Below are 25257 nucleotides of genomic sequence, written 5' to 3'. Positions count from 1 at the left end.
ACAGAAAAGCAGCTCTGCTTTCGCTCTGGTTTTTGATGGGGCAGAGCGCTTTGGTTACTGTGCCGCTTTTGCAAAGTGACTCGCTGCAAGAGCGAAACCATAAGCCGCCGTTACCGAAGAAACGGATATACACACAAAAGCGTCAGAGCTGAAACCGCCCCCGCTCATGCTCATACAACGGCCGCACCAGCGCGAATTCATGGTCAATCTCATCCACCAACTGCGCCAAATCCGCAACCACAGGCTTGGCGGACTTATCCTCGAGCAACTGACAAAGCTCAGCCAACCGCACCGCCCCAAGATTACCGCTACTCCCCTTGAAGCTATGCGCAATCCGCCCAAGCGCCTTGGCATCATCCCGAGCCCGGCGCAACGCCTCTACCCGCTTTTGCGAGTCATCGAGAAAAGTGTCGAGCAGCTTCGGATACTCGCCCTCCATGACCTCCTGCAAGCCAGTCAGCACATCGGGGTCCAGATGAATCTCTGCCACTTGTTCGCTCCTTGATCAAGAATCGGCGGATTATGCCAGAGCCTTCCATGAAAACTCCACGCACACACACCGCCCGCCGTCAGACCAGCCTACATCGCTGCTCAACTGGCGCACCAGGCTCAATCCCCTACCAGACAGACGGTCAACATCCAGCGGCCTGGCCAGCACCTTATCCACATCAAACCCGGCCCCACTGTCCTCGATCCGCAGCGTCAGACACCCCCCCTCCCCGGTCGGCACCACATCCAGGTGCACCCGCACATACCCGCTATCCAACCGCGCCAGCCGCTCATTACGCTCGCGGTAATACGCAGCAAACCCCTGTGCATCCCGCTTGAGCCGCGAATCCAGCCCCAGCACACCATGTTCAAGCGCATTGGAATACAACTCTGCCATCACGCTGTACAACGCCCCGCTCTGCTCCCGCAGCCCATGAATCTCCAACAGCAACTGCAACAAATACGGCAAAGGGTTGTAGGACTTGAGCGTCTCGGCACGAAACTCAAAACTTACCGACCAATCCAGCGGCGACGACTGCCCACTGTCGGAATACACCACCGACGACGAACGCAACGGCTCATCCGCCTGCAGGCTGATCTCCACCATGCTGATGTCATCGCGCACCTCACCGCGAAAACCCGCCAGGGCCTGTTCGATCTCCTCGAACAACCGGTCCGGCTCGCGATTGGCCGCAAACACCTGCTGCAACCGCTCGGCGCCAAACAACTGTTCATGGGCATCGGCGGTATCCAGCACACCATCCGACAGCAAAAACACCCGGTCACCCAGCGCCATCGGCCAGACTTCAGTGCGGTCATCAAACGCATCGGCCGCCAGCACGCCCAATGGCAAATGCCGCGACACCAGCGGCGTGCGCTTGCCGGTGGTGACGTCATGCACGTAGCCGTCGGGCATGCCGCCGTTCCACACCTCTACCACCCGTCGCTGGGCGCTGAGGCACAGCAAGGTGGCACAACAGAACATGTCCACCGGCAGGATGCGCTTGAGCTTGGCGTTCATCTCCCGCAGGGTTTGTGCCAATCCGTAGCCCTTGGCAGTCATGCCGTAGAACACTTCCGCCAGGGGCATGGCGCCGACCGCCGCCGGTAAACCGTGGCCGGTAAAGTCCCCCAGCAGCACATGCATATCGCCCGACGGCGTGTAGGCGGCCAACAGCAAATCGCCGTTGAACAGCGCGTAGGGCGACTGCACATAACGAATATTCGGCGCGGCGTTGATGCAGCCCGAGTGGGCCACCTTGTCGAACACCGCCTTGGCCACTCGCTGCTCCTGCAGCAGGTAGTCGTGGTGCCGGGCGATCAGGTCGCGTTGCTGCAACACCGTGGCCTGCAAGCGACGCAGGCGATCCATGGCATTGATCTTTGCCGCCAGGATCACCTGGTTATAGGGTTTGGCCAGGAAGTCGTCGCCGCCGGCATCCAGGCACTGGGCCAGGGCTTCGCTCTCGCGCAGGGAGGTGAGGAAGATGATCGGCACCAGCGCCTCCCCCGCCAGTTGCTTGATCTGGCGGGCCGCCTCGAAGCCGTCCATCACCGGCATCAGGGCGTCCATCAACACCAACTGCGGCCGTTCACGGGTAAACACATCGACCGCTTCCTGGCCGTTGCTGGCGGTCAGCACCTGGTGGCCTTGGCGGCGCACGATGGTCGACAGCAACAACAGGTCGGCGGCGCTGTCTTCGGCGATCAACACCGTCAGCGCCTCGAGGACCGGGGCCAGGACGCTCAAGTGAGGTCGAACAGTTTGTCGAAGTTGGAAATGGCCAGGATCTTGCGCACATCGGAGTTGGCGTTGACCACCTGCACTTCGGCATTGTCGCCTCCGGCATGGTCACGCAACAGCAGGAGCATGCCCAGGGCCGAGCTGTCCATGTAGGTGGTTTCCTTCAAGTCCACCACGTAGATCTCGGGCACCTTGTAGAACCGCTCGTAGGCATCACGAAAGGCCTGGTGGCTACCGAAATCGAATCGCCCCCTGACGGTGATCGTCAACTTCGTCCCGTCCAGGGACACTTCTGATTCGACTGACATACGACTGCTTCCTTGTCATTGGCAATGTGCAACAAGGTGTAGCAGGTGATGGGGAAGTGGGCAAATCCATGTGGCGGCGAGGGCGTGGTTAATAGGGGTTTTGGCGGGGAAGACGCTGGGACAATTCATCCAGCAATTTCTGCTCGCGCTTGTCTTCCAGTGCACGGGCTTCGTCGATGTAGCGCTGCACCAGTTTGCGCAGGCCTTCGACCCGGGCATAGGCCTGTTGCCAGCTGTCGCGGGCCTTGTCGACGTTGGCCTGGTGCCAGGCCAGGCTCTGGCGCTGCTGGCCGACGGCGGTTTCCAACTGGTTGAGAAAGCCCTGGTAGCCCATCAGCCACTGCCCGGAGACGCCCTTGCTGCCACGCTCGATCCACTGCTGCTGATACTCGCCGCGAAAGCGCTCCAGGTCCCCCAGCTTGCTTTCCGCCAGGCGAACCTGGCCCTGGAAGTACCCCAGGCGCTGGACGGCGGTCTTTTCAGCTTTTTCGGCCATGTCCACTACCGGGGCAAGGCGCGCGGCGCGAGTGTTGGCCATGGTTTATCCGCCCGGCGCCGGCGCGAAGATGGTGCCCAGGTGTGCTTCGCTCTCACCCATGCTGATCTTGTCGTTGAGGCCCTGGCGCAGGTACGTCACCAGTTGCGGTTGCAGGGCAATCGCCAGGTCGGTCTCGCGATCGCCGCCGGCCACATAGGCGCCGACGCTGATCAGGTCGCGGCTCTGTTGATAACGCGACCACAGTTGCTTGAACTGCTGCGCGCGCATCATGTGCTCCGGGGTGACCACCGACGGCATCACCCGGCTGATGGAGGCTTCGATGTCGATGGCCGGGTAGTGCCCTTCTTCGGCCAGGCGCCGGGACAGCACGATGTGCCCGTCGAGCACGCCCCGCGCCGAGTCGGCAATCGGGTCCTGCTGGTCATCGCCCTCGGAGAGTACGGTGTAGAACGCAGTGATCGAACCACCACCGGCTTCGGCGTTACCGGCACGCTCCACCAGCTTGGGCAGCTTGGCGAACACTGACGGCGGATAGCCCTTGGTGGCCGGCGGCTCGCCGATGGCCAGGGCGATTTCCCGCTGGGCCTGGGCGAAACGGGTCAGGGAGTCCATCAGCAGCAGGACGTTCTTGCCCTTGTCGCGAAAATATTCGGCGATGCGCGTGCAGTACATCGCGGCGCGCAGGCGCATCAGCGGCGCGTCATCCGCCGGTGAGGCCACCACGACCGAACGCTTGAGGCCTTCTTCGCCGAGGCTGTGCTCGATGAATTCCTTCACCTCCCGGCCCCGCTCGCCGATCAGCCCGACCACGATGATGTCGGCCTCGGTAAAGCGCGTCATCATCCCCAGCAACACCGACTTACCCACGCCGGTACCGGCAAACAGGCCCAGGCGCTGGCCGCGGCCCACCGTCAATAAACCGTTGATGCTGCGAATGCCCACGTCCAGCGGCACGCTGATGGGGTTGCGCTTGAGCGGGTTGATGGTCGGGCCGTCCATCGGCACCCAGTCTTCGGCCTTCATACCGCCCTTGCCGTCGAGGGCGCGCCCGGCGCCATCCAGCACGCGGCCGAGCATGCTCATGCCCATCGGCAGGCGGCCGGTGTCGGCCAGCGGCACCACGCGAGCGCCGGGGGCAATGCCGGCAACGCTGCCGACGGGCATCAGGAATACTTTGCTGCCGGAGAACCCCATCACTTCGGCTTCGACCTGCACCGGGTGGTAGCTGTCGTCGTTGATCACCATGCAGCGGCTGCCCATGGCGGCGCGCAGGCCTTCGGCTTCCAGGGTCAGGCCGACCATGCGCAGCAGGCGGCCCTCCAGGATCGGCTGGCCGGGCAACTCGGTGACTTCGGCATAGCCACCCAGGCGCTTGGCGAAGCTGGTGCGGTCAAGGCGCATCGGGGGTGTCCAGCTCGACGCTCAAGTCCGGCTCTGCCGGGTGCAGCGCCTGCTCGTGCAACTGATCGAACAGCTTGGCCATGATCTGCGTGATGCGCGTCTCCACCGTCGCATCGATGCGGCTGTGCTCGGTCTCGACCCGGCAACCACCGGGCAGCAGCGCGGCGTCTTCGACGATGCGCCAGGTTTCTTCATGGCGCTCGCGCAGGGCTTTGACCTGTTCGAAATCCTGCGGGTTGATGTACAGCCGCACGTTGCCGACGCCCAGGGGCAGCAGCTTGAGGGCTTCGCGCATCACGCTTTCGATTTGCGTGGAGTCCAGGGCCAATTCGCGCTGAATCACCTGGCGGGTGATGTGCTCCACCAGCCCGACCATGGCTTTTTCAATCTGCGAGTCCTGCTCGGCGATGGGCTCGAACAGGCTGCCCATCAGGGTTTCCAGGCTGGCCAGCTTGACGCTCAGCGCGGCCTCGGCTTCCTGGCGGACCTTGAGGGTGGTGCTGCGAAAACCGTCCTTCTCGCCGGTGGAGAAACCTTCGTTGTAGGCTTCCTGGCGAATGCTTTCGAGCTCTTCCAGGGTCAGTGGCTGGACTTCCTCCAGCGGCACTTCTTCCATCTCGGCCGGGGGTTCTTCTACCGGCTCCGGCTCAGGCTCCGGGCGATGCGGGTCGAAACTGGGCAGCGACCAGACGTCGAACCCTCCGACGTCCCGTGCGCGAATCAGATCGCTGGGCGTCTCATCTTTGTTCGACATGCGCGGCGCCTTAAATCATTTCTTCGCCGCCCTTCCCACCGAGAACGATTTCTCCGGCTTCGGCCATACGGCGGGCAATGGTGAGGATTTCCTTCTGTGCAGTTTCCACGTCGCTGACGCGCACCGGGCCCTTGGCCTCGAGGTCGTCGCGCAACAGTTCGGAAGCCCGCTTGGACATGTTCTTGAAGATCTTTTCCTTGACGCCTTCGTCCGAGCCCTTGAGCGCCAGCACCAGCACGTCGGAGGACACTTCCCGCAGCAACGCCTGGATGCCACGGTCGTCGACGTCGGAGAGGTTGTTGAACACGAACATGAGGTCTTCGATCTGCACCGACAGGCTGTCGTCGATCTCGCGGATCGAGTCCATCAGCTGGCCTTCCACCGAGCTGTCGAGGAAGTTCATGATGTCGGCCGCACGCTTGATGCCGCCCAGGGTGGTGCGCGAAGCGTTGGAATTGCCCGAGAACTGCTTCTCGAGAATCGTGTTCAGTTCTTTCAGCGCCGCCGGCTGCACGGTGTTCAACGACGAGACGCGCAGGATGATATCCAGGCGCACCTTATGGTCGAAGTGGCCGAGCACTTCACCGGCCTGGTCGGGGTCGAGATACGCCACCACGATCGCCTGGATCTGCGGGTGTTCGTAGCGGATCACATCGGCCACGGCCCGCGGTTCCATCCACTTCAGGCTGTCGAGGCCGCTGGTGTTGCCACCCAGCAGGATGCGGTCGATCAGGCCGTTGGCCTTGTCTTCGCCCAGGGCCGAGGTGAGCATCTTGCGAATGTAGCTGTCGGAGCCGACGCCCAGGCTGGTCTGGTCGCCGACGATCTCGACGAACTCGCTCATCACCTGCTCGACTTGCTCGCGGTGCACATTGCGCATTTGCGCCATGGCCACGCCGACACGCTGAACCTCTTTGGGCCCCATGTGGCGCAGCACTTGGGCGGCGTCGGTTTCTCCGAGGGACAGCAACAGCACGGCGGCTTTGTCGACCCGGGAGAGTTTGGCTACTGCAGCTCGGCTATCACTCATCTGCGTTAATCCACTCTTTCACGACCTGGGCCACACGACCCGGGTCTTCGGCCACCAGGCTCTTGATTGCGTTCAACTGAGCGTCATAACCCTCGCTCGGGCTCGGCAACAGAATGCTTTGCGGGCCACCGAGGCTCACGCGGTCGTTGGCCAGTTCGCCATCGAGGCCGCCCATGCCACCCAGCTCGACGTCGCCGCCGGCCAGGGCCAGTTGCTTCTTGCCGTGGCCGGTGATGTTGTTGAGCACCGGGCGCAGCACGCCGAACACCAGCAACAGGATGAACAACACCCCCAGCACTTGCTTGACGATGTCCCAGAACCACGGCTGAGTATAGAACGCTGCCTCGGCGATGACTTCGCCACGCTCGGCGGAGAACGGCATGTTGATCACGCTGACGCTGTCGCCACGGCTGGCATCGAAGCCCACCGCGTCCTGCACCAGGCGAGTGAAGCGCGCCAATTCATCGGCGCTCCATGGGGCGCGGGTGATGGCGCCGTCTGCGGCATTGACCTTGACCTGGTCATCCACCACCACCGACACCGACAGGCGATTGATCCGACCCTGTTGCTGCTTGGTGTGGCTGATGGAACGATCAAGCTCGAAGTTCTTGGTGGACTGGTTGCGCTTGTCGGCCGGGTACGGCGCGAGCATGGGCTGGCCGGTGGCCGGGTCCATGATCTGCTGGCCGTTGGCGTCCAGCAGCGGCTGGCCAGGCTGCACCGCGCCTGCGGTAGCGGCAGCGCCACCGGTGGTTTGCGGGGCAGTGGCCGGGGTGGGTGGCTGGTTGCTCAGGGCACCCGGCACGCCTTGCGGGCCATTGCTGGCGGTACGTTGTTCGGTGGTCGATTGCTCGCTGCGCAGGGCCGGCTGGTCCGGATTGAACTGCTCGGAGGTCGATTCGACGGCGCTGAAGTCGACGTCGGCCGACACTTCAGCCTTGTAGCGATCATTGCCCAACACCGGTTGCAGGATGTTGTGCACCCGCTGGGTCAGCATGCTTTCCATGCGACGGCTGTAGTCGAACTGCTTGCCGGCCATGGTCAGCGAAGAGTTTTCCGCGAGGTCCGACAGCAGGTTGCCCTTCTGGTCGACTACGGTGATCTGCGACTTGCTCAATTCAGGAACGCTGGTGGCCACCAGGTTGATGATCGCCAATACCTGGCCAGGCTCAAGGGAGCGGCCGGCAAAGAGTTCGACCAGGACCGAGGCGCTGGGCTTGCGTTCATCGCGCACAAACACCGAGCTTTTCGGAATCGCCAGGTGCACGCGGGCGCCCTTGACGTTGTTCAGGGCAGAGATGGTGCGCGCCAGTTCGCCTTCCAGGCCGCGACGGTAGCGGGTGGCTTCCATGAACTGGCTGGTCCCCAGGCCCTGGTCCTTGTCGAGGATTTCAAAGCCGATATTCGCGTCGGACGGGGTTACGCCGGCAGCCGCCAGTTTCATCCGCGCACGGGCCACATCGTCGGCCTTGACCAACAGGGCGCCGGAATTCGGTTCGACGGTGTAGCTGATGTCTGCCGCCGCCAGGGTTTCCATGATTTGCTTGGAATCCATGCCGGCCAGGCTGCCGTACAACGGACGGTAATCCGGTTGCTGGGACCACAGCACCACGGCAAAACCAATCGCCACGCTGGCAGCCAGGCCGACCATCAGGCCCACTTGACGCAACATGGTCATCTCGGAGAGGTTTTCCAGGAACGACAGGCCAAACAGCGGCGGCTTGCCGTCTGCCTTGGCGGGTGCGTTATCCACGAGTGCTTCTGCCATGACTCAAATCGTCCTTAAACCGGCATCTGCATGATGTCTTGATAGGCTTGAACCAGTTTGTTGCGCACCTGGGTCAAGGCCTGGAATGAAACGCTGGCTTTTTGCGAGGCGACCATCACGTCGGTGAGGTCCACGCCGCTCTTGCCGATCTCGAAGGCGGTCGCCAACTGATTGGATGCCTGCTGGGTGTCGCTGACTTTGTTGATGGCCTGGCCGAGCATGTCGGCAAAGCTGCTCTGGCCCAATTCCGGTACGGCTTGCGCGGCGGATTTCGGTTGAGCCATGGCATCCATTTGCATGGACCGCATATCCAACATCAACCGATTGAACTCAACACCTTGGCTCATGAACTTTCTCTCCGACGACCCGCAATTTTTTGACACTACACAGCGATTACAGGGGTGGTAGCAACAAGGGTGCCAGCTCCGTGGCATTCTGTAAGAAAAGGCGACTGGCCCTGTCGGCTTTGAGAATTTTCAGGTGGCGTAGAGATAGGCTTCCACGTCCATCCCGGCGTCACGCATCTGCGCCAGCTTGTAGCGCAGGGTGCGCGGGCTGATGCCCAGGCGCTCGGCGGCTTCTTTGCGGCGCCCGCGCTCGGAGCGCAGGGTGTCGATGATCATCTGGAATTCCCGGCGACGCAGGTCGTCACCCAGGGCGCCGGCGGATTCGGCAGGCACGGCTTCGACCTGTGGCGCGGCAGCCAGGCTCGGCTGCGGCGCTGCGCCCGCGCCCATGGCCAGGCAGAAATCCTGGGGCTGGATCAGGCCGCCCTGCTGCAAAATCAACGCACGCTGGATCGCATTGTCCAGTTCCCGCACGTTGCCGGGCCAAGGGTAACTGATCAGACAGGCCTGGGCCTCGGCCGACAGGCGCGCCTGGGCATGCTTCATTTTATTGACGTGCTTGCCCAGCAGGCGCTCGGCCAGCGGGATGATGTCGGCCGGGCGCTCGCGCAACGGGCGCCAGGCCAACGGGAACACCGAGAGCCGGTAGAACAGGTCCTCACGGAAGCGCCCCGCCGCCACTTCGCCCGCCAGGTCGCGGTTGGTGGTGGCGACCACACGGATGTCCAGCTGGATCGGCTTGCGTGCGCCCACCCGCTCCACTTCGCGCTCCTGCAACACCCGCAGCAACTTCGCTTGCAGGCCCAGGGGCATTTCGGAGATTTCGTCGAGCAGGATGGTGCCGCCGTCAGCCTGTTCGAACTTGCCGGCCTGCGCCGCGATGGCGCCGGTGAACGAGCCCTTCTCATGGCCGAACAAGGTGGCTTCGAGCATGTTGTCGGGAATGGCCGCGCAGTTGATCGCAATGAACGGCTGGCTGGCACGATGGGATTGCTGGTGGATGTAGCGCGCCAGTACTTCCTTGCCGGTACCGGACTCGCCGGAGATCAATACGGTGGAGTCGCTGCGGGCAACACGGGCCGCCAGTTCCAGCAATTGCGCGCTGGCCGGTTCGAAGGCAATCGGACCTTCACCCTCGGCAGCGCCCAGGGTGCCAAGGGCATGCCGGGCGACCAGTTCGATCAAGGCTTTGGGTTCGAAGGGCTTGACCAGGTAATCCGCAGCGCCCTGACGCATGGCGTCGACGGCACGCTCGACGGCGCCGTGGGCGGTCATCAGCAGCACCGGCAGTTGCGGCTGGCGCGCACGCAACAGGCCGAGCAACTGGTGTCCGTCCATACCCGGCATGTTGACGTCGCTGACCACCAGGCTAAAGGACTCCTGCTCCACCGCGTCCAGGGCTTCTTCGGCAGAACCGACCGCCCGATAGTCATGGCCCGCCAGCAACAGCGTGTCAGCCAATGCTTCACGCAGGGCGCGATCGTCTTCAACCAATAAAACCTTGATAGCCATGACCTTTTACTCCGCGCTGACGGCGCATGAAAACAGCGGCAGCGTGATCAACGCGCACGTGCCACGACCCAACCGGGAATGCAGCTGCAATTCTCCCTGATGCGCACGGGCGACTGCCTTGACCACGGTCAGGCCCAGGCCGGTCCCGTTGGTCTTGGTGGTAAAAAAAGGCTCGCCGAGGCGCTGCAGCACCGCCGGGTCAATCCCGCTGCCGCTGTCGCTGATGCTCAGGCGCAGGGTCTCGCCACGGTTGTACAGGTGCACCTTGAGCCGCGCCCCGGGGCCGCTGGCCTGGGTCGCGTTTTCGATCAGGTTGAGCAGCGCGCCCACCAGGGTGTCGCGGTTGCACAGCAACTCGCCGTAATGGCTGTCGCACTGCCAACGGACTGACGCTTCCTGGATATGAGTGGCGGCCGCCGCTTGCAGGGACTGCATCAAGGCGGCCGGGGTGACGCGATCGGTCAGCGGCAATTCGCCGCGGGCAAACACCAGCATGTCGCGCACCTGATGCTCCAGTTCGTGCAGGCGCTCCTTGAGGCGCCCGGCAAAACGCTGGTGAGTGGCGGCGGGCAATTGCTCATCAGTCAAATGACTGGCGTAAATCAGCGCGGCCGACAATGGCGTACGAATCTGGTGGGCCAGGGAAGCGACCATTCGCCCCAAAGACGACAGGCGCTCATGACGGGCCAACTGGTCTTGCAGGTGCCGGGTTTCAGTCAGGTCGTTGAGCAACACCAACTGGCCGGGCTCGGCATCCAGGGAACGCGTGGCGATGGACAGGCGGCGCCCATCCTTGAGGGAAATTTCGTGGCCGTCGTCTTCCCGCGGGGCAAAGCAGCGGGTGATGACCTCACGCCACAGCTCGCCCTCCAGCGGCAGGCCAAGCATGTTGCAGGCCGCCGGGTTGGCTTCGCGCACACGGCCCTGCTCGTCGATGACGATCACGCCACCGGGCAACAGGTCGAGGAGGTTTTGCAGACGGTTGGCCAGTCGCTCTTTCTCGGCCAGCTCTTCCATGCGCTGGGCACTGACCACGGCCAACTCGCCCTTAAGCTCGGAAACCCGGGCTTCCAGCAGGCTGTAGGAGTCAGTCAACTGGCTCGACATCTGGTTGAACAGGGAAAAAGCCTGTTCAAGCCCGAGGCGGCTGATCTGCTCTACGGAGGGGGCCGGCCCCTGAGTGTCAGGGACCGAAGATAGTTGGGCGGCGTGGGGCATCATGCTCTCTCGCTTGGCTGACCGTCAGTTAAACGGAACGTTGCGAGTGCTGTAGCAATACCCGTGCCTAAAAAAATAGGCTTAGTTTTCAGTCAGTTGAAAAACAGGCGTCAATCATCCGCCTGTTCATCACCTTCCTTGCGGCTCATGCCGTACTTGCGCATCTTCTCCACCAGGGTGGTACGTCGGATGCGCAGGCGCTCGGCGGCACGGGCGACGATACCGTTGGCGTCGTCGAGTGCCTGCTGGATCAGGCCCTGTTCGAGGCTGCCGAGGTAGTCCTTCAAGTCCAGGCCTTCCGGCGGCAGCATGGCGGTGGAGCCGAAGTCCGGCGTGTGGCCGTTGATGGCCACGCGCTCTTCCAGGTCGCTGCGCAGGCTGTCCACCAATTGCTCGTCTTCGTCGTCGACGTAGCGGAATTTCTTCGGCAGCTCGACCACGCCGATCACCCCGTATGGGTGCATGATCGCCATGCGCTCCACCAGGTTGGCCAGCTCGCGGACGTTGCCCGGCCAGCCGTGGCGACACAGGGACATGATCGCCGCCGAGTTGAAGCGAATCGAACCACGCTTTTCGTGTTCCATGCGCGAGATCAGCTCGTTCATCAGCAACGGGATGTCTTCGACGCGCTCGCGCAGGGGCGCCATTTCGATCGGGAATACGTTGAGGCGGTAGTACAGGTCTTCGCGGAAGCTGCCGACCTCGATCATGCTTTCGAGGTTCTTGTGGGTGGCCGCGATGATGCGTACGTCGACGCTCTGGGTCTTGTTGCTGCCCACGCGCTCGAAGGTGCGCTCCTGCAATACCCGCAGCAGCTTGACCTGCATCGGCAGCGGCATGTCGCCGATTTCGTCGAGGAACAGGGTGCCGCCGTTGGCCAGTTCAAAACGCCCGGCACGGCTGGTGATCGCCCCGGTAAAGGCGCCCTTCTCGTGGCCGAACAGTTCGCTTTCCAGCAGTTCTGCCGGGATCGCCCCGCAGTTGACCGGCACGAACGGCCCGTCACGACGCTTGGAATGGTAGTGCAGGTTGCGTGCGACCACTTCCTTGCCGGTGCCCGACTCGCCGAGGATCAGCACACTGGCGTCGGTGTCGGCTACTTGCTGCATCATCTGGCGCACGTGCTGGATCGCACGACTGGTGCCGACGAGGCTGCGGAACAGGTTGGGTTCGCGGTGACGGCCGCGCTCGCGGGCCTGGTCGTACATCTCGCGGTAGACCTGGGCACGGTGCAGGGAGTCGAGCAATTTGCTGTAGCTGGGGGGCATTTCGAGGGTGGAAAGCACGCGGCGGCGCTGGTCTTCCGGAAGGTCCACGGAAGAAATATCGCCCATCAGCAACACCGGAAGGAACTCATCCCAGGTCGACAGTGTCTTTAACAAGCCCAGCACTGCACCAGGAGCGTTTACCGTCCCGATCAGCACACAAATGACTTCGCGGCTCGACGACAAAGAGCTGACCGCCTGCTGCCAGTCGTGGCTGCCGCAGGGTAGATTTTCTTCGCCAAGAAAATTCAGGATCACCGCCAGATCGCGGCGCCGAACGCTATCGTCATCGATCAGCAGAATTTTGGTTTCACGCCACATGCAATAGCAACTTCCCTAGTAAAACTCTAATGCCCTCGAGTTGGGGCAATCTAGATTGCTGTAGGCATTTTCTGCGCTACGGCTTTCTGACGTCTGAAAATAGCACTAGTTAAGTCAAAAAATCGTGCACAGTCAAATTTATGACACGCGGTGTTCGGATTAACTGAGCCTTCAGCCGAACATATGGTAAACCTTTGACGCATGTTTAGCTCGGTTGAACTGCGACATCTCTTCGAAAATAGCCTGTCGCTCCCCTGTCGTCGCCTCAAGCAACTGCTGGTAGACCGAAAGCAAGTCTTCCAGTTTTGCCCGAATGGCTGCCTCATCCGCCGATTCCTCGTTGAGCGCAGCATCGATCAACGCGCGGCAGCCCAAATCCAGTTCGCCGATCGCCCCCCAGTTGCGTTCAGCCAACGCCTCGGACAGCGCCTCACGGGTCTCGTCGATTTTTTGCAATGCTTGGCTCATGACATCGTCCTCAGGCCTTACGGCCTACTGTACCTCTGTGGCAATACCGTCCCAGCCTTCCTTGAGCGTAATCATCAGACCTGCGACCTCATCGATCATCGCAGCGTCATTCTGACGGTTGGCTTCCAGCAGGCGCATGGTCATGAAGGCATACAGGTTATCCAACTGCTGCAGTGCAATCGGGTCCGGGGTCTTCTCGGGGTTCAGGCCGTCACGCAACCCGACGAGGATGTCCACCGCCTTGCCCAGCATCAACCCCTTCTGCGCGATATCACCGCGAGCCATCGCACCCTTGGCCTGCGCCATACGATCCAGTGCGCCTTCCATCAGCAACTGCACCAGGCGGTGCGGGCTGGCTTCGGAGATCTGGGCGTGGGTGTTGACCTTCTGGTATTGGCGAAGGGCTCTCATGGGATTCATGTTTCTACCTCGTGACAGGCGACAGCTAAAAGGGTGGACGCTGATTATTATGTCGACGGCGTTACACAAAACTTTAGCCCGCCTGGCGCTTTGACTCAGCGCCTTCGGCGGGCTTTATCCATCCGCCAATCAGGTGGACTTCGGATTGTTCAGCGAGTTGAGGGTGGTCATGACGCTGTCGCCCTGAGCCTTGAGCTGCGCAACCAGGGAGTCCATGGCGTTGTATTTCAGGGTCAGGGACGCCGTCAGGGCATCAGAACGCGTGTTCAGGGCGGTCTGTTGGTTGGTCAGGTCCTTGAGGTTGTCCTGCAGGGTCGTGGACTTTTGGGCGAACACCCCGGTCTTGCTCAGCGCATAGTTGGCTGTGGCATTCGTCAGGCTCGTCAACAGCCCATTGGGGCCGGTGAAGATGCTGTTGATGTCGGAGCCGTTAGTGAGGGCGGCCTTGTCAAACGCCACATCACTGACGCTCAGCGTGCCCGCTGTCTGGTCCGTGGTCACGCCAAACTGCGCCAGGGATGAAAACGTGCCGCTACCGGTCACCGAGTTCATCACGTTGCGGATCGACGCCATCATGGTACGCACAGAGCTGTCCCCGGTCAGCGCGCCTGGCGTGACGGAACCGTCGGCATTGGTGGTGACCTGAGTCTCGGCATTCACAGCCTTGACCAACGCTGTGTAAGTGTCCGTGAAACCCTTGACTGCCGACTTCAGGGTGGCGGCGTTCGCAGACACCTTGATCGTCGAATCGCCGTTAGGGCCGTCGGCAGCTGCCGAAACCCCCGTCAAGGTGATGCTCACACCACTGATTGCGTCGGGCAGGGTATTACTCGTGGACTCTTGAGGACTGCCGTCCAGGGTATACACGGCGTTCACCGGTGCCGCGCCCACGACAGTCGCGCCCGTATCCAGGCCCGAGGAGCCCTTGAAGGTGATGTCACTACCTTTACCGGTAGTCGAGGACGTGACCACCAACCGGGAACCGTTGGAGTCAGTCAGGATGTTGGCACTCAAGCCCGAATTGCCGTACTGCGTGTTGAGCGAGTCACGCACCTGCTGCAGGGTCCCGCCCGGCGGCACACTGACGCTGTAATCCTTGCCGGACTGGGAGACCGTAAACACCGTCGCCGAAGCCCCGGAATTGACGACGGCCGTCGGCCCGCCAGGAATCACTGCCGTGGAGACTTTGGACGCCGTGGCCAACTTGGTAACGTTCAACGTAAAGTTACCGGCCGCGGCACCCGGGCCCAACGTGACCGTCGCGAGCTTATCGTTCGAAACCGTCGAACTCAGGCCGCTGAAGTTGACGGTCTTGGTCATATTGTCCAGCGCGCCCCGGAACGCGTCCAAGGCCGCCTGGATTTTACCGATCGAGGTCAGTTGCGCAGTGGATATTTTGGTCTGGCTGTCGATCTGCGCTTGCTTGGGTGCGGTTTGCGAACCCACCAATGACTTAACAAGACCTTGAACGTCGATACCCGTACCCGGGCCGTTGACCGTTAGACCTGCTACGACTGTCATCGTCTTTCTCCTAATCCGGGGCTGATGCTTTATTGACGAATCACGCTCTAGGCAGTTTTCGCAACAAAGTTCATGCCAGTTTAGACCTTGGCGTCAAACAGCAAGCTGCTGGCGTCATGAAGGCTCTGGGCGAGTTTCAGGGCCAATTCCGAAGGAATCTGGCGAATGACTTCACCGCTCTCGGTTGCGATGACCTTAACCACAACCTGGTGGGTGGAGTCATCAATGGAAAAATCCAGTTTGCGCTGGGCAGCCTGGATGAATTCGTTTATGTCGTTGACGGCTTTTTTCAAGTCGGTGTGGCTCGGCTGCTGGGCATCTTTCGCGCCAGCAACGGAGTCCACCTTGGGTTTCTGCGGATCGGCACTGACAGGAGCTGGAGCATTCTGTGGCGCTGCCGCAGGGTAAGACAGGTTCAGTTTGACGCTCATGTCCATGACCAATCACCTCATTAGACAAAAGACAAAAGGGCACGTAAACGCGCCCTTCCGTCAGTTACCAAGCGCCGTTATTACTGAAGCAGCTTCAGTACAGCGGATGGCAGTTGGTTCGCCTGGGACAGGATCGCAGTCGAAGCCTGTTGCAGGGTTTGTTGCTTGGTCAGCTGAGCGGTTTCAGCGGCGAAGTCAACGTCCTGGATCACGCCACGGGCAGAAGTGGAGTTGTCCGAGATGCTCTGCAGGTTGGCGATGGTGTTGTCGAAACGGTTTTGTACAGCACCGAGGTCAGCACGCTGGGAGTCGATGGTGGACAGTGCCTGGGTCAGCACGTCAACAGCGCTCTGTGCGTTGGCAGCGGTGGTCACGTCAGTGTTGCTGACAACGACTTTGCCCGAGTTGACAGCAGTAGCACCCGCTGCGCCGAACACGCCGGTAACGCCGTCGCCAGCCAGCGAGTAGCTGGAGCTGGAGTTCAACGAGACTTGGCCAGTAGCAACCAGGTTTGCAGCGGTCAGGGTTGCGGCAGTGCCGAACTGACCGTTGCCGCCCTTGGTTTGCACGCCGATGGTCTGGCCGCCAGCGTCAGCACCGGAGAAGGTGAAGTTCTCACCCGAGTCGGATTTGATCGACAGGGAGTCGGTCGACTGGTCGAAGTTAACGCTGATGCCCAGTTTGGCAGCGTTGGAGTTCAGTTGGTCAGCCAGGTCAGAAGCTTTGGTGATACCGGTGAAGCTAACCGAAGCGCTGCCTACGGCCAGAGTGAAGCTGCCACTTGGGTTAGGAGCCGCGAAGGCTGGAACAGTGAACTTGGCTTCGTTGCTGGCAGAGGCCTGCAGGCCGCCGACCGCGCCGTTCAGTTGAGCAGCGATAGCCTTGGCAGAGGCGCCGGCAGCAATGGTCAGTGCAGCAGAGGTCTGGCCGCCACCGGTAACAGTGATAGTGCCGCCTGCAACGCCGGCGCCTGGAGTCTGAGCACTGGACAGCAGCTGCTGCGAACCAATGTTGTTAGCCGATACGTTGCCCAGGCTCATGTTGATGGTCTGGTTGGCGTTGGCGCCCACTTGGAAAGCGGTAGTACCGAAAGAACCGTCCAGCAGGTTACGACCACCGAAAGTGGTGGTAGAAGCGATACGGGTCAATTCAGAAGTCAGAGCCGCGTACTGAGCCTGGTTCGACTTACGGTCGTCAGCGCTGAGGGAGCCGTTAGCGGACGACAGAGCCAGGGAACGCATGGTCTGCAGGATGTTGGTGGATTGCTGCATCGCGCCTTCAGCAGTTTGCGCGATGGAGTTACCGTCACCGGCGTTCTTGATGGCAACGCCCAGGCCGTTGATCTGGCTGGTCAGACGACCAGCGATTTGCAGGCCGGCCGCATCGTCTTTGGCGCTGTTGATACGCAGGCCGGAGGACAGGCGCTGCATGGAAGTTTGCAGGGCGCTGGAAGCCTTGTTCAGGTTGTTCTGAACGGTCAACGAAGCAAGGTTGGTGTTTACTGTTAATGCCATGACGAAATCCTCGTGGGTGGTGTACTGCGGCTTCCGGCCCTGGCAACCGCCGGGTGTGGCCTAGAGAACCTTCGTAATAGTTATCGTCGTGAAAGCAGGTTGCTTGAGGACTTTTTTGATTTTTTTTACTGGCGCCGTGCCACCCCTTTTAATTCAAGCATTTACGATAGCCCAAACCCCAGCAATTGTTGGCTTTCTGGCGCCAAATAAAAAACGCCCATGATCTTTCGATCATGGGCGTTTTTTTGTGCAGCGCCTTTAAGTCGTCAAGGGCGGTGCAAAATCGCCGAGCCCCAGGACAGCCCCACACCAAAACCACTGATGGCGACGCGCTTCCAGGTGGAGTCGAGCATGTGCTTTTCCAGCAGCAGCGGAATGCTCGAGGACACGGTGTTGCCGGTCTCGACCATGTCCTTGATGAACTTGTCCACCGGCGCGTCTTCGAAACGCCGGGCCACGGCGTCGACAATCGCCGCACTGCCCTGGTGGATGCAGAACGCATCGATCTCGTCAGCCTTGAGGTCCGATTCGTTGAGCAGCTCGTGCAAATGCGCCGGCACCTTGAGCAAGGCGAAGTTGAACACCTGGCGGCCGTTCATGAAGAACACGCCATCGCTGACCTTCAAGTGCGGCGCACCGGAGCCGTCAGTGCCGAACTTGGACTTGCCCAACTGCCACGGCGCGTCTTCACCCATCCAGGTGGCGGTAGCGGCATCGCCGAACAGCATGGTGGTGTTGCGGTCTTCCGGGTCGACGATCTTCGAGTACGGATCGGCGGTCACCAGCAGGCCGTTCTTCAGGCCGGTGGCTTCCATGAAGCCCTTCATCGCATAGATGCCGTAGACGTAGCCCGAGCAGCCCAGGGAAATATCGAAGGCCGCCACGTGCGTCGGCAGGCCCAGCTTGTCCTGGACGATGGCGGCGGTGTGAGGCAAGCCCTCTTCGTCGCCGTTCTGGGTAACGACGATCAGCGCATCGATGGACTCGCGCTTCAAATCGGGGTTGTTGGCAAACAAGGCGTTGACCGCCTCGACGCACAGATCGGAGGTTTCCTGCGCGGCATCCTTGCGCGGCAGGAACGCCGAACCGATCTTGCCAATGATGAATTCTTCATCCTTGGCGAATTTGGCACCCTGGGCGTAGTTATCAATCCCGTCTGCCGGCACGTAACTGGCGATGCTTTTTATGCCAATCATTGTGGCTTCCCAATACTAAATAGCTGGAGAACACCCCGCGAGACACGTCGCCGGGTGCTGACAATAATGGGGATGACCCCGCAAAAAACTCGCCGAAAACCGCCTTTGTACCCTGGCGGCAGGCCCTCGCAGAGACCTGGCGACGACCTATCCTTTTCACACGATACAGTGAAGATGCGCTTTATGACTCACAGGTCACTCAATTTTCTGCGCTTTGTGCGAAACACGGGGACATACAAACGCCAAAAACCACAACGGCCCACCCCGTTTCCAGGGTGAGCCGCCGGTTTGCAGCTGCGGACATCACATTTTGTTGAACAGGCTCAACTGAGAGATTTTCACAAAGGCCAACTGAGAGGCCTGCAGCATGGTTTGCTGAAGCTGCAGGTTGATCGCCGCCTGACCCATGTCAACGTTGCCCAGGGAACTCATGGTGTTGGTATTGGCAGTCCCCAGGCTGGTGTTTTCATCCGTTTGAAGATCCAGGGCATTCTGGCGAGCACCGATGGAGCCGCGCACCTGGTCAATCTGTGAACTGGCGTTGTTCAGGTTGCCGATGGTTTTGGCCACCACATCCTTGAGGTTGTTCTGCGCGACCAGATTGCCGTCAGCCGGCGTTTCCAGGGCTTTGCGCAATTGGCTCAACGTGTCCAGGGCGTTTTCGTTCTTGTTGCTGACGGCGCTGACCGCAAACTGGTCGCCCGCCCCTGGCGCACCACTGATGTCGAACGTCACGCCGGCCGCGTTGATCGAGGTGGCACCGGCAGCCATGGTGCCGGTCGCGATGGTCTTGCTGTTCGGACTGTAGGGCTGCGCATACACCTCATACGTGGTGCCGCTGGTGAATTTGATCACCGCACCGGTATCAGGGAAGGTGCTGGCGTAGGCCGCCTGATCCGTCACCTGGCCACCGGTCACTTGTGCAGTCGACGCGTTGCCTGGCGAACGCGAAGCACTGAAGGTGTCCGGCTTGGATTGCAGGGTGAACGCCTTGCCCGCCACCAGTGCGTCGGAGTCAGCGCCGGGCGCAACGTCCGCGCCGAGCGTCAGGCTGATATCGAACTTGACGCCGCGCAGGTTGACGCTGGATGCGCCCTCTTTGGTCGCATCGAAAGTGCCGTTGCCGGGAATCTCCGAGGTAACGTCGTTACCGTCCTTGTCGGTCACGGAATACTGCGTGCTGCTGCTGAAGGTCAGCTTGTAGGGCTGGCCGTCGGTAAAACTCTTGGTGTAGGTGACACCGGAGGTCACCGTGCCCGCCGATACCGCGACCTTGCCGTCATTGACCGCAGGCGGCAACAACGTAGCCTGGGTGCGACCGGTGTTGGTCGAACTTTCCATCATCGACTTACCGGTGTCGCCCCCCGCCATCGACAGATTGTCCGAGATCTGCAAGCTCAGCGGCGTCTCGTCACCCTGATACGTGTAGGTGCCGTCGTTATTGCGGATGTAAGGCGGCGTGTCGGTTTTCGACCCGGAAAACATGTAGTTGCCGTTGGCATCCTTGGAGTTGAGCAAGCCCAGCACCTGGTCCTCAAGCGCGCCCACTTCGCTGGCGATGGATTTACGATCGTCATCGCTCAGGGACTGGTTGGCCGCACGCAGCGCCAGTTCATTACCGCGCTGCAAGGCGGTGTTGATGCTCTTTAACACCGATTCTTCGTTGGTCAGCGAGTTCTGCAGGGTGTTGATGTTGCCGTTGAACTGGCCAAGCATGTCTTTCTGTTGCTGCAATTGCAGCAAGCGCGCGGCGGCGACGGGGTCATCGGAGGCGGTCTGCACCCGGATACCGCTGCTCGCCTGGTCCTGGGCTTTCACCACACCGGAATAGTTCGTCTGGTACTTGCTGGCGCTGGTGTCGAAATACTGCTGTGTAGAAATACGCATCGTCCCAGACTCCTTTAAAGGGCATTAATCAGTGTGCTGAAAGTTTCTTGCGCAGCCTTGATGATCTGCGACGACGCGGTGTAGTACTGCTGGAACTTGATCATGTCACCCGCCTCTTCATCCAGGTTGACCTGGGACACCGAGTTGCTGGCCGCCTTGTTCGCTGCCAACAGCGCACCCGTCGCGGTGGAGTCGGTAGCGGCCTGGCTGGCTTTGGAGCCCACCTGCGACACGAGTCGAGCGTTGGCGCTGACCAGGCTCACACCCGGGCTGCCGTCGCTGGCGCCCACGGTGGCCTTGGTCTGCAAGTCCAGCAATTGCTGGGCGTTGCGGTTGTCGGAGGTGCCCGAAGCGTTGAACGAGAAAGTCGTGCTGTCACCATTGGCAGGCGAGCCGCCGACCGTGGTGTCGAAGTTGAAGCTTTTGCCCGGGATCAACGCACCGGAGGCATCGCGCATCGGTACGTTGATGCTGATCTTGTTGCCCTGGCCCGGGATGATGGTGCCACTGCCGATCGGATTGCCTTGCGCGTCGCTCACCGTATACGACTGGGTTCCGTCGGCGGCCGGCTTGCCAAAGAGCATTTTTACCGGCATGGAGTTTTCGATGCCGGCGCGCAACTGGGCGGTATCAGCGCCGCCATGAATATCCAGCGGCACAGTCAGCTGAGGCGGTGTGAACGTACCGGTGCCGGTGTTGGTCTTGCTTGCGTTCCCCGCCAAGGGGCCCGCGAAGGCGAGCTTGTTGACGTCCTTCAGATCGACACCGATGCCCGTGGCCCCGTTGGCCGTGGGGCTGACCTTGAAGCTGTCACCGGCAGCCATGGGCCCTTTGCCGTCCAGTGCCAGGGTAAAGCCATCAATCACCGGCGGCGGCGTGGTGGTGGTGTCGAACGAACCCATGGCCTTGCCGTCGGAGCGGACGACGTTGTACTGGTTACCGCTGGTAAACGTGACTTTGTAGTCGTAGGTCGTCAGTTGGCTGCTGTCCTTGATCGTGACATTCAGGTTGCCAGACCCCGCGCTGTTGCCGGCGGCCCCTTGGCTGCGCTGGGAAATCGCCGCCGCGCTGTTGATATCGGTGAACAGCGACGAACCGAATTCGCCGTTGAGGTCCAGGCCCTGGCCCAACTGGTTGTTGATCGTGTCTGCCGTGGCAATCGCGATGCGCCCCAGATCATTGATGGCCGGCATCAGCACGTCACTGCGATAGCGAAGCAAGCCACCGATACTGCCGCCGGTGACTACATTGCCAAGGTCAATGGACGAGTCGCCCATCGAGAGTTGGATGGTGTACTGGCTATTGTCGGTGCTACTCGGTACCGCAGAGATATTATTGGATATCCCGCCTTCCACCAGCGACTGCCCCGTACCGGTCGTAATACTGTACTGTCCGTTTTTTTCCGTGGCCGTAACGCCGATCAGCTCGTTGAGCGAGCGCACCGCTTCGTCACGCGAGTCCAGCAGGTTGGCCGGCGCACTGCTGGAAGTCCCCTGGGCCTGGGCAATCTGCTTGTTGAGCGAGGCGATCGAGGACGTCAGCTTGTTGACCTGGTCCGTCATGGTGCTCAACTGACTGTTGATCGTTTGTTTCTGCTGGTTCAACTGGCCGGAAATGGAGTTGAAGCGGTTGCTCAGGGTCTGGGCGCTGGTCAGCAGCAATTGGCGCGCGGACACGTCGCCCGGGGTGGCTGAAGCCGTCTGCGCCGCCGCGAAGAAGGCACTGAGCACCGAAGACATGCCGGTGTTGGAATCCGACAAGGTCTTGTCGATGGCACTGGCCTGGTCCAGGTAGGCGTTGGCATCGCTGTCGAGTGCCGTGCTGTTCTGGTAAGCCGTGGTGAGAAACTGGTTGTACACCCGACGCACGTCCGCCAGGGTCGTACCGGTGCCGATAAATACGCCGCCGTAGGCGTTCGACGCATTCGCGGTCTGAGCGCTCTGTTGACGCGAGTATCCCGGGGTGTTGACGTTGGCGATGTTGTTACTTAAGACCGACAACGATCCCTGGGCGGCATTGAGCCCCGACATCCCGATATTGAGCAAACTCATGATTCAGACCTTATAAATGAGTGGAAGCGCCCGCGGCAGCGTAGTTCTGGTAGCTGTTCATCGTTTTTGCGATCTGCGAAATCTTGCTGGCGTAATCCGGGTCGGTTGCATAACCGGCTTTTTGCAACTCGCGCACAAACTGTTCCGGGTTGTCGGCTGATTTCACAACTTCTTTATAGCGATCATTGCTTTGCAGCAACGTGACCAGGTCATGGAAGCTGTCCTGGTAGGAATTGTAGGAACGGAACTGCGCCGTCTCCTTGACCATCGCGCCATTGCGAAACTCGCTGGTGATCGCCCGGGCCTGTTCGCCCTGCCAACTCTGGCCGGCCTTGATGCCGAACAGGTTGTGGCTGCTGGTGCCATCCTCGGCACGCATCACCGATTTACCCCAACCGGTTTCCAGGGCGGCCTGGGCCACCAGGTAGCGTGGGTCGACGCCAATCCGCGCGGCGGCCTGCTTGGCCATCGGCAACATGGTGGCGACAAATTCATCCTGCGAGCTGAAGGCTTTCTTCGCCGGTGCCAGCGGTGGCTGGGCGACGGCGCGACCGTAAACCTGCATCTGCCCGCGAGGCGGTATGGCGGCAAGGCTGCGGGCGGTGCTGTTGACCACGCCATCATCGGCAGCGCTGTTGCGCAGCGGCGCGGCCTTGGCGGCAGTGGTAGCCTCGGCACCCGGCACGATGCCGGCCAGCAGGCGATCCGTCAGCTTGCTCGGCAACGAGATGCGTCGCTGGTTCATCAGCGCCATGTCGTTGGCGTGGGAGTTGGTGCCTTCAGGCACCGCCACGCGGTACGCCCACAATGGTCGCTGACCATTGCTGCGGCCCAGCGGGCCATCGGCCTTGGTACCGGCGGCAATTTCAGTCGGCACATCCACCTTCTTCGCGGGCGCAGCCGGGCCTTGCAAGGTGGCCGCCTGGGCGTCCACCGGTTTGTTCTTCTGCATCTGGCGCAGCAGCACGTCCGCCAGGCCGATACCACCGCCCTCGCGAGACAGGGAAACCGCCAACTGCTGGTCGTACATTTCCTGGTACTGCTTGGCCGCCGGGGTATTCAGCGGGTTGTCCTTGCCCAGGGCTTCGGTGGCCGAACGCATGGACTTGAGCATCTCGCCGAGAAACAGCGACTCGAATTCCTGCGCGACCTTGCGCATGTTGCCGTCGCTGTTCTTGTCGCCGACCTTCAACTGGTTAAGCCGGTTGAGGTCGGAATAGGAACCCGAATCCGCCGTGCTGGTCAGGCCGCTCTTGCGCATGTCCATGGCCATGGCGTCAGATCACGATCAGGTCGGCTTGCAAGGCGCCGGCCTGTTTCAATGCTTCGAGGATCGCCATCAAGTCGCCGGGCGCTGCGCCCACCTGGTTCACCGCACGGACAATCTCGTCCAGGGTGGTGCCGGGGCCGAACTTGAACATCGGCTTGGCTTCTTGCTGGGCATTCACCCGCGAACGGGGTACCACGGCAGTCTGGCCGTTGGACAACGGGCCAGGCTGGCTGACGATCGGGTCTTCGGTGATGGTCACGGTCAGGCTGCCGTGGGTCACGGCCGCTGGCGAAACCTTGACGTTCTGGCCGATCACGATGGTGCCGGTCCGCGAGTTGATGATGACTTTCGCCACCGCCTGGCCCGGGTCAACCTCAAGGTTTTCCAGCAGGGACAGGTAGTCCACACGCTGGCTTGGGTCCAGCGGTGCCGTCACACGAACCGAGCCGCCATCGATGGCCTGGGCCACGCCCGGGCCGAGCAGCTCATTGATCTTGTCGACCACGCGCTTGGCGGTGGTGAAGTCAGAGCGGTTGAGGTTCAGGGTCAGGCTGTTGCCCTGGTTGAAGCCGCTGGGCACGGTGCGCTCCACCGAGGCACCACCGGGAATCCGCCCGGCCGACGGCACGTTGACGGTGATCTTCGAACCGTCGCGACCTTCGGCATCAAAGCCACCCACCACCAGGTTGCCCTGGGCAATGGCGTAGACGTTGCCGTCGATACCTTTGAGCGGGGTCATCAGCAAGGTGCCGCCGCGCAGGCTTTTCGAGTTACCCATGGACGAGACGGTGATATCGACCACCTGCCCCGGCTTGGCGAACGGCGGCAAGTCAGCGCTGATGGACACCGCAGCGACGTTCTTCAACTGCACGTTGCCCGAGCCCGGCGGTACCTTGATGCCGAACTGCGAGAGCATGTTGTTGAAGGTCTGCAGGGTGAACGGGGTCTGGGTGGTCTGGTCACCCGTGCCGTTAAGCCCCACCACCAGGCCGTAGCCGATCAGTTGGTTGGACCGCACGCCGGAAATGCTCGCGATGTCTTTCAAGCGCTCGGCCTGGGCGCCTGCGCTCAGGGCCAGCAGCAACATCGCAGCCATCAGCTGTTTGAAGTTCAAAGTGATCACCTAGAAAGGGAACAGCGGGCTAAGGAAGAAACGGTCAAACCAGCCCGGCTGACTGGCGTCAGCAAACGAACCCGTACCCGAGTAGGTGATGCGTGCATCGGCAATCCGTGTCGACGGCACGGTGTTGTCGGTGGAGATATCGTCGGCGCGAACCATGCCCGCAATGCGCACCAGTTCGTCACCGGTGTTGAGGGTCATCCACTTCTCGCCGCGTACCGCAATGATGCCGTTGGGCAGCACGTCGGCCACGGTCACGGTGATCGAGCCGGTCAGGCTGTTGCCCTGCCCTGCCGCACTCTTGCCGTTGGTGGCGCGGTCGCCGCTGTAGCCGGCGTCCAGGCTCAGGTCACCGCTGCCCAGCGGGTTGTTGGTGTTCGGTACACCGCCAAACAATGAAGTCAGGCCGATGCTGGTCTTGCTGGTCTTGCCGATCTGCGAGTTGGCGTTCTTGCTCGCCTGGGTCTTCTCGTTCAGCGTGATGGTGATGATGTCACCGACCCGGAAGGCCTTGCGGTCGCTGTACAGGTTCTGTTCGAACCCGGCCTGGTAGATCGAGCCATTGTTGGCGGCCGCCGGCAACGGCGTGCGCGGCAACACCGGCGCATAGTACGGGTCATTGGGCTTAGGCGTCGGGGCGACACAGCCCGCGAGCACAGCAATCCCACTCAATGCCAGAACAGAAACATAGCGATTCATGACCCATACCTCACGGTGTTGCAG

General features: G+C 61.3%; 23 protein-coding genes. All 23 read right to left on the bottom strand.

Translation table 11 applies throughout. The features are described from left to right. Nucleotides 1-142: 142 nt before the first annotated feature. Entirely contained in the window at nt 143-490 is a 348-nt protein-coding gene (locus HX817_RS24360; RefSeq protein WP_003214564.1) for an Hpt domain-containing protein, read from the bottom strand. A 30-nt stretch (nt 491-520) separates the two neighbouring features. Further along, a complete protein-coding gene (locus HX817_RS24355) occupies nt 521-2239 on the bottom strand; it encodes a fused response regulator/phosphatase (protein ID WP_177041428.1) in 1719 nt (572 codons plus the stop codon). Next, nucleotides 2236-2541 carry an STAS domain-containing protein gene (locus tag HX817_RS24350; RefSeq protein WP_003214569.1) on the bottom strand — a complete coding sequence of 102 codons (306 nt, stop codon included), beginning with the start codon at nt 2539-2541 and terminating at the stop codon, nt 2236-2238. The genes HX817_RS24355 and HX817_RS24350 overlap by 4 nt, the downstream gene beginning before the upstream one ends. Nucleotides 2542-2629: 88 nt before the next feature. Beyond that, nucleotides 2630-3079 (bottom strand): flagellar export protein FliJ, encoded by a 450-nt coding sequence (gene fliJ / locus HX817_RS24345; protein WP_008434833.1) that lies wholly within the window; start codon nt 3077-3079, stop codon nt 2630-2632. 3 nt (nt 3080-3082) lie between these two features. Continuing rightward, nucleotides 3083-4441 carry a flagellar protein export ATPase FliI gene (gene fliI, locus HX817_RS24340; protein ID WP_087694334.1) on the bottom strand — a complete coding sequence of 453 codons (1359 nt, stop codon included), beginning with the start codon at nt 4439-4441 and terminating at the stop codon, nt 3083-3085. Continuing rightward, entirely contained in the window at nt 4431-5195 is a 765-nt protein-coding gene (gene fliH, locus HX817_RS24335) for a flagellar assembly protein FliH (protein ID WP_008434837.1), read from the bottom strand. Before fliH ends, fliI begins: the two co-directional genes overlap by 11 nt. Nucleotides 5196-5205: 10 nt before the next feature. Next, nucleotides 5206-6225, bottom strand: coding sequence for a flagellar motor switch protein FliG (gene fliG, locus HX817_RS24330; RefSeq protein ID WP_003214577.1), 1020 nt, complete (start codon nt 6223-6225; stop codon nt 5206-5208). Further along, on the bottom strand, nt 6218-7993 hold the full coding sequence (fliF, locus tag HX817_RS24325) for a flagellar basal-body MS-ring/collar protein FliF (protein ID WP_008434839.1): 1776 nt from the start codon (nt 7991-7993) through the stop codon (nt 6218-6220). Before fliF ends, fliG begins: the two co-directional genes overlap by 8 nt. 14 nt (nt 7994-8007) lie before the next feature. After that, the gene (fliE, locus tag HX817_RS24320; protein ID WP_003214581.1) at nt 8008-8340 is read right to left on the bottom strand and encodes a flagellar hook-basal body complex protein FliE; all 333 of its coding nucleotides are present in this window, start codon (nt 8338-8340) and stop codon (nt 8008-8010) included. 129 nt (nt 8341-8469) lie between these two features. After that, entirely contained in the window at nt 8470-9852 is a 1383-nt protein-coding gene (locus HX817_RS24315) for a sigma-54 dependent transcriptional regulator (protein WP_087694335.1), read from the bottom strand. A gap of 6 nt (nt 9853-9858) precedes the next feature. After that, the gene (locus HX817_RS24310) at nt 9859-11070 is read right to left on the bottom strand and encodes a PAS domain-containing sensor histidine kinase (RefSeq protein ID WP_102604700.1); all 1212 of its coding nucleotides are present in this window, start codon (nt 11068-11070) and stop codon (nt 9859-9861) included. A gap of 110 nt (nt 11071-11180) precedes the next feature. Then, nucleotides 11181-12656 (bottom strand): sigma-54 dependent transcriptional regulator, encoded by a 1476-nt coding sequence (locus tag HX817_RS24305; RefSeq protein ID WP_003214588.1) that lies wholly within the window; start codon nt 12654-12656, stop codon nt 11181-11183. A 171-nt stretch (nt 12657-12827) separates the two neighbouring features. Then, nucleotides 12828-13124 (bottom strand): hypothetical protein, encoded by a 297-nt coding sequence (locus tag HX817_RS24300; RefSeq protein ID WP_003214590.1) that lies wholly within the window; start codon nt 13122-13124, stop codon nt 12828-12830. 24 nt (nt 13125-13148) lie between these two features. Next, a complete protein-coding gene (fliS, locus tag HX817_RS24295) occupies nt 13149-13544 on the bottom strand; it encodes a flagellar export chaperone FliS (RefSeq protein WP_003214591.1) in 396 nt (131 codons plus the stop codon). A 129-nt stretch (nt 13545-13673) separates the two neighbouring features. Next, the gene (gene fliD, locus HX817_RS24290; RefSeq protein WP_087694336.1) at nt 13674-15065 is read right to left on the bottom strand and encodes a flagellar filament capping protein FliD; all 1392 of its coding nucleotides are present in this window, start codon (nt 15063-15065) and stop codon (nt 13674-13676) included. 80 nt (nt 15066-15145) lie between these two features. Then, nucleotides 15146-15502, bottom strand: a complete 357-nt coding sequence (locus HX817_RS24285) for a flagellar protein FlaG (protein WP_177035126.1) — start codon at nt 15500-15502, stop codon at nt 15146-15148. 74 nt (nt 15503-15576) lie between these two features. After that, nucleotides 15577-17010, bottom strand: coding sequence for a flagellin (locus HX817_RS24280; protein WP_087694338.1), 1434 nt, complete (start codon nt 17008-17010; stop codon nt 15577-15579). Between the two features lie 266 nt (nt 17011-17276). Then, on the bottom strand, nt 17277-18206 hold the full coding sequence (locus HX817_RS24275; protein ID WP_003214601.1) for a ketoacyl-ACP synthase III: 930 nt from the start codon (nt 18204-18206) through the stop codon (nt 17277-17279). 303 nt (nt 18207-18509) lie between these two features. Continuing rightward, a complete protein-coding gene (locus tag HX817_RS24270; RefSeq protein WP_003214602.1) occupies nt 18510-20093 on the bottom strand; it encodes a flagellar hook-associated protein 3 in 1584 nt (527 codons plus the stop codon). Between the two features lie 14 nt (nt 20094-20107). After that, complete coding sequence (gene flgK / locus HX817_RS24265) at nt 20108-22144, bottom strand: flagellar hook-associated protein FlgK (protein WP_087692740.1); 2037 nt, start codon at nt 22142-22144, stop codon at nt 20108-20110. A gap of 10 nt (nt 22145-22154) precedes the next feature. Continuing rightward, a complete protein-coding gene (flgJ, locus tag HX817_RS24260) occupies nt 22155-23417 on the bottom strand; it encodes a flagellar assembly peptidoglycan hydrolase FlgJ (RefSeq protein ID WP_087692741.1) in 1263 nt (420 codons plus the stop codon). Between the two features lie 4 nt (nt 23418-23421). Continuing rightward, nucleotides 23422-24510 carry a flagellar basal body P-ring protein FlgI gene (locus tag HX817_RS24255; RefSeq protein ID WP_032899355.1) on the bottom strand — a complete coding sequence of 363 codons (1089 nt, stop codon included), beginning with the start codon at nt 24508-24510 and terminating at the stop codon, nt 23422-23424. A gap of 27 nt (nt 24511-24537) precedes the next feature. Further along, a complete protein-coding gene (flgH, locus tag HX817_RS24250) occupies nt 24538-25233 on the bottom strand; it encodes a flagellar basal body L-ring protein FlgH (protein WP_003214607.1) in 696 nt (231 codons plus the stop codon). Nucleotides 25234-25257: the final 24 nt, after the last annotated feature.

It is taken from the genome of Pseudomonas sp. C6002 (assembly GCF_013385805.1).
Taxonomy (GTDB): Bacteria; Pseudomonadota; Gammaproteobacteria; order Pseudomonadales; family Pseudomonadaceae; genus Aquipseudomonas.
Note: the sequence above shows the minus strand (reverse complement) of the source record. Positions and strands in the feature narration are given on the sequence as shown.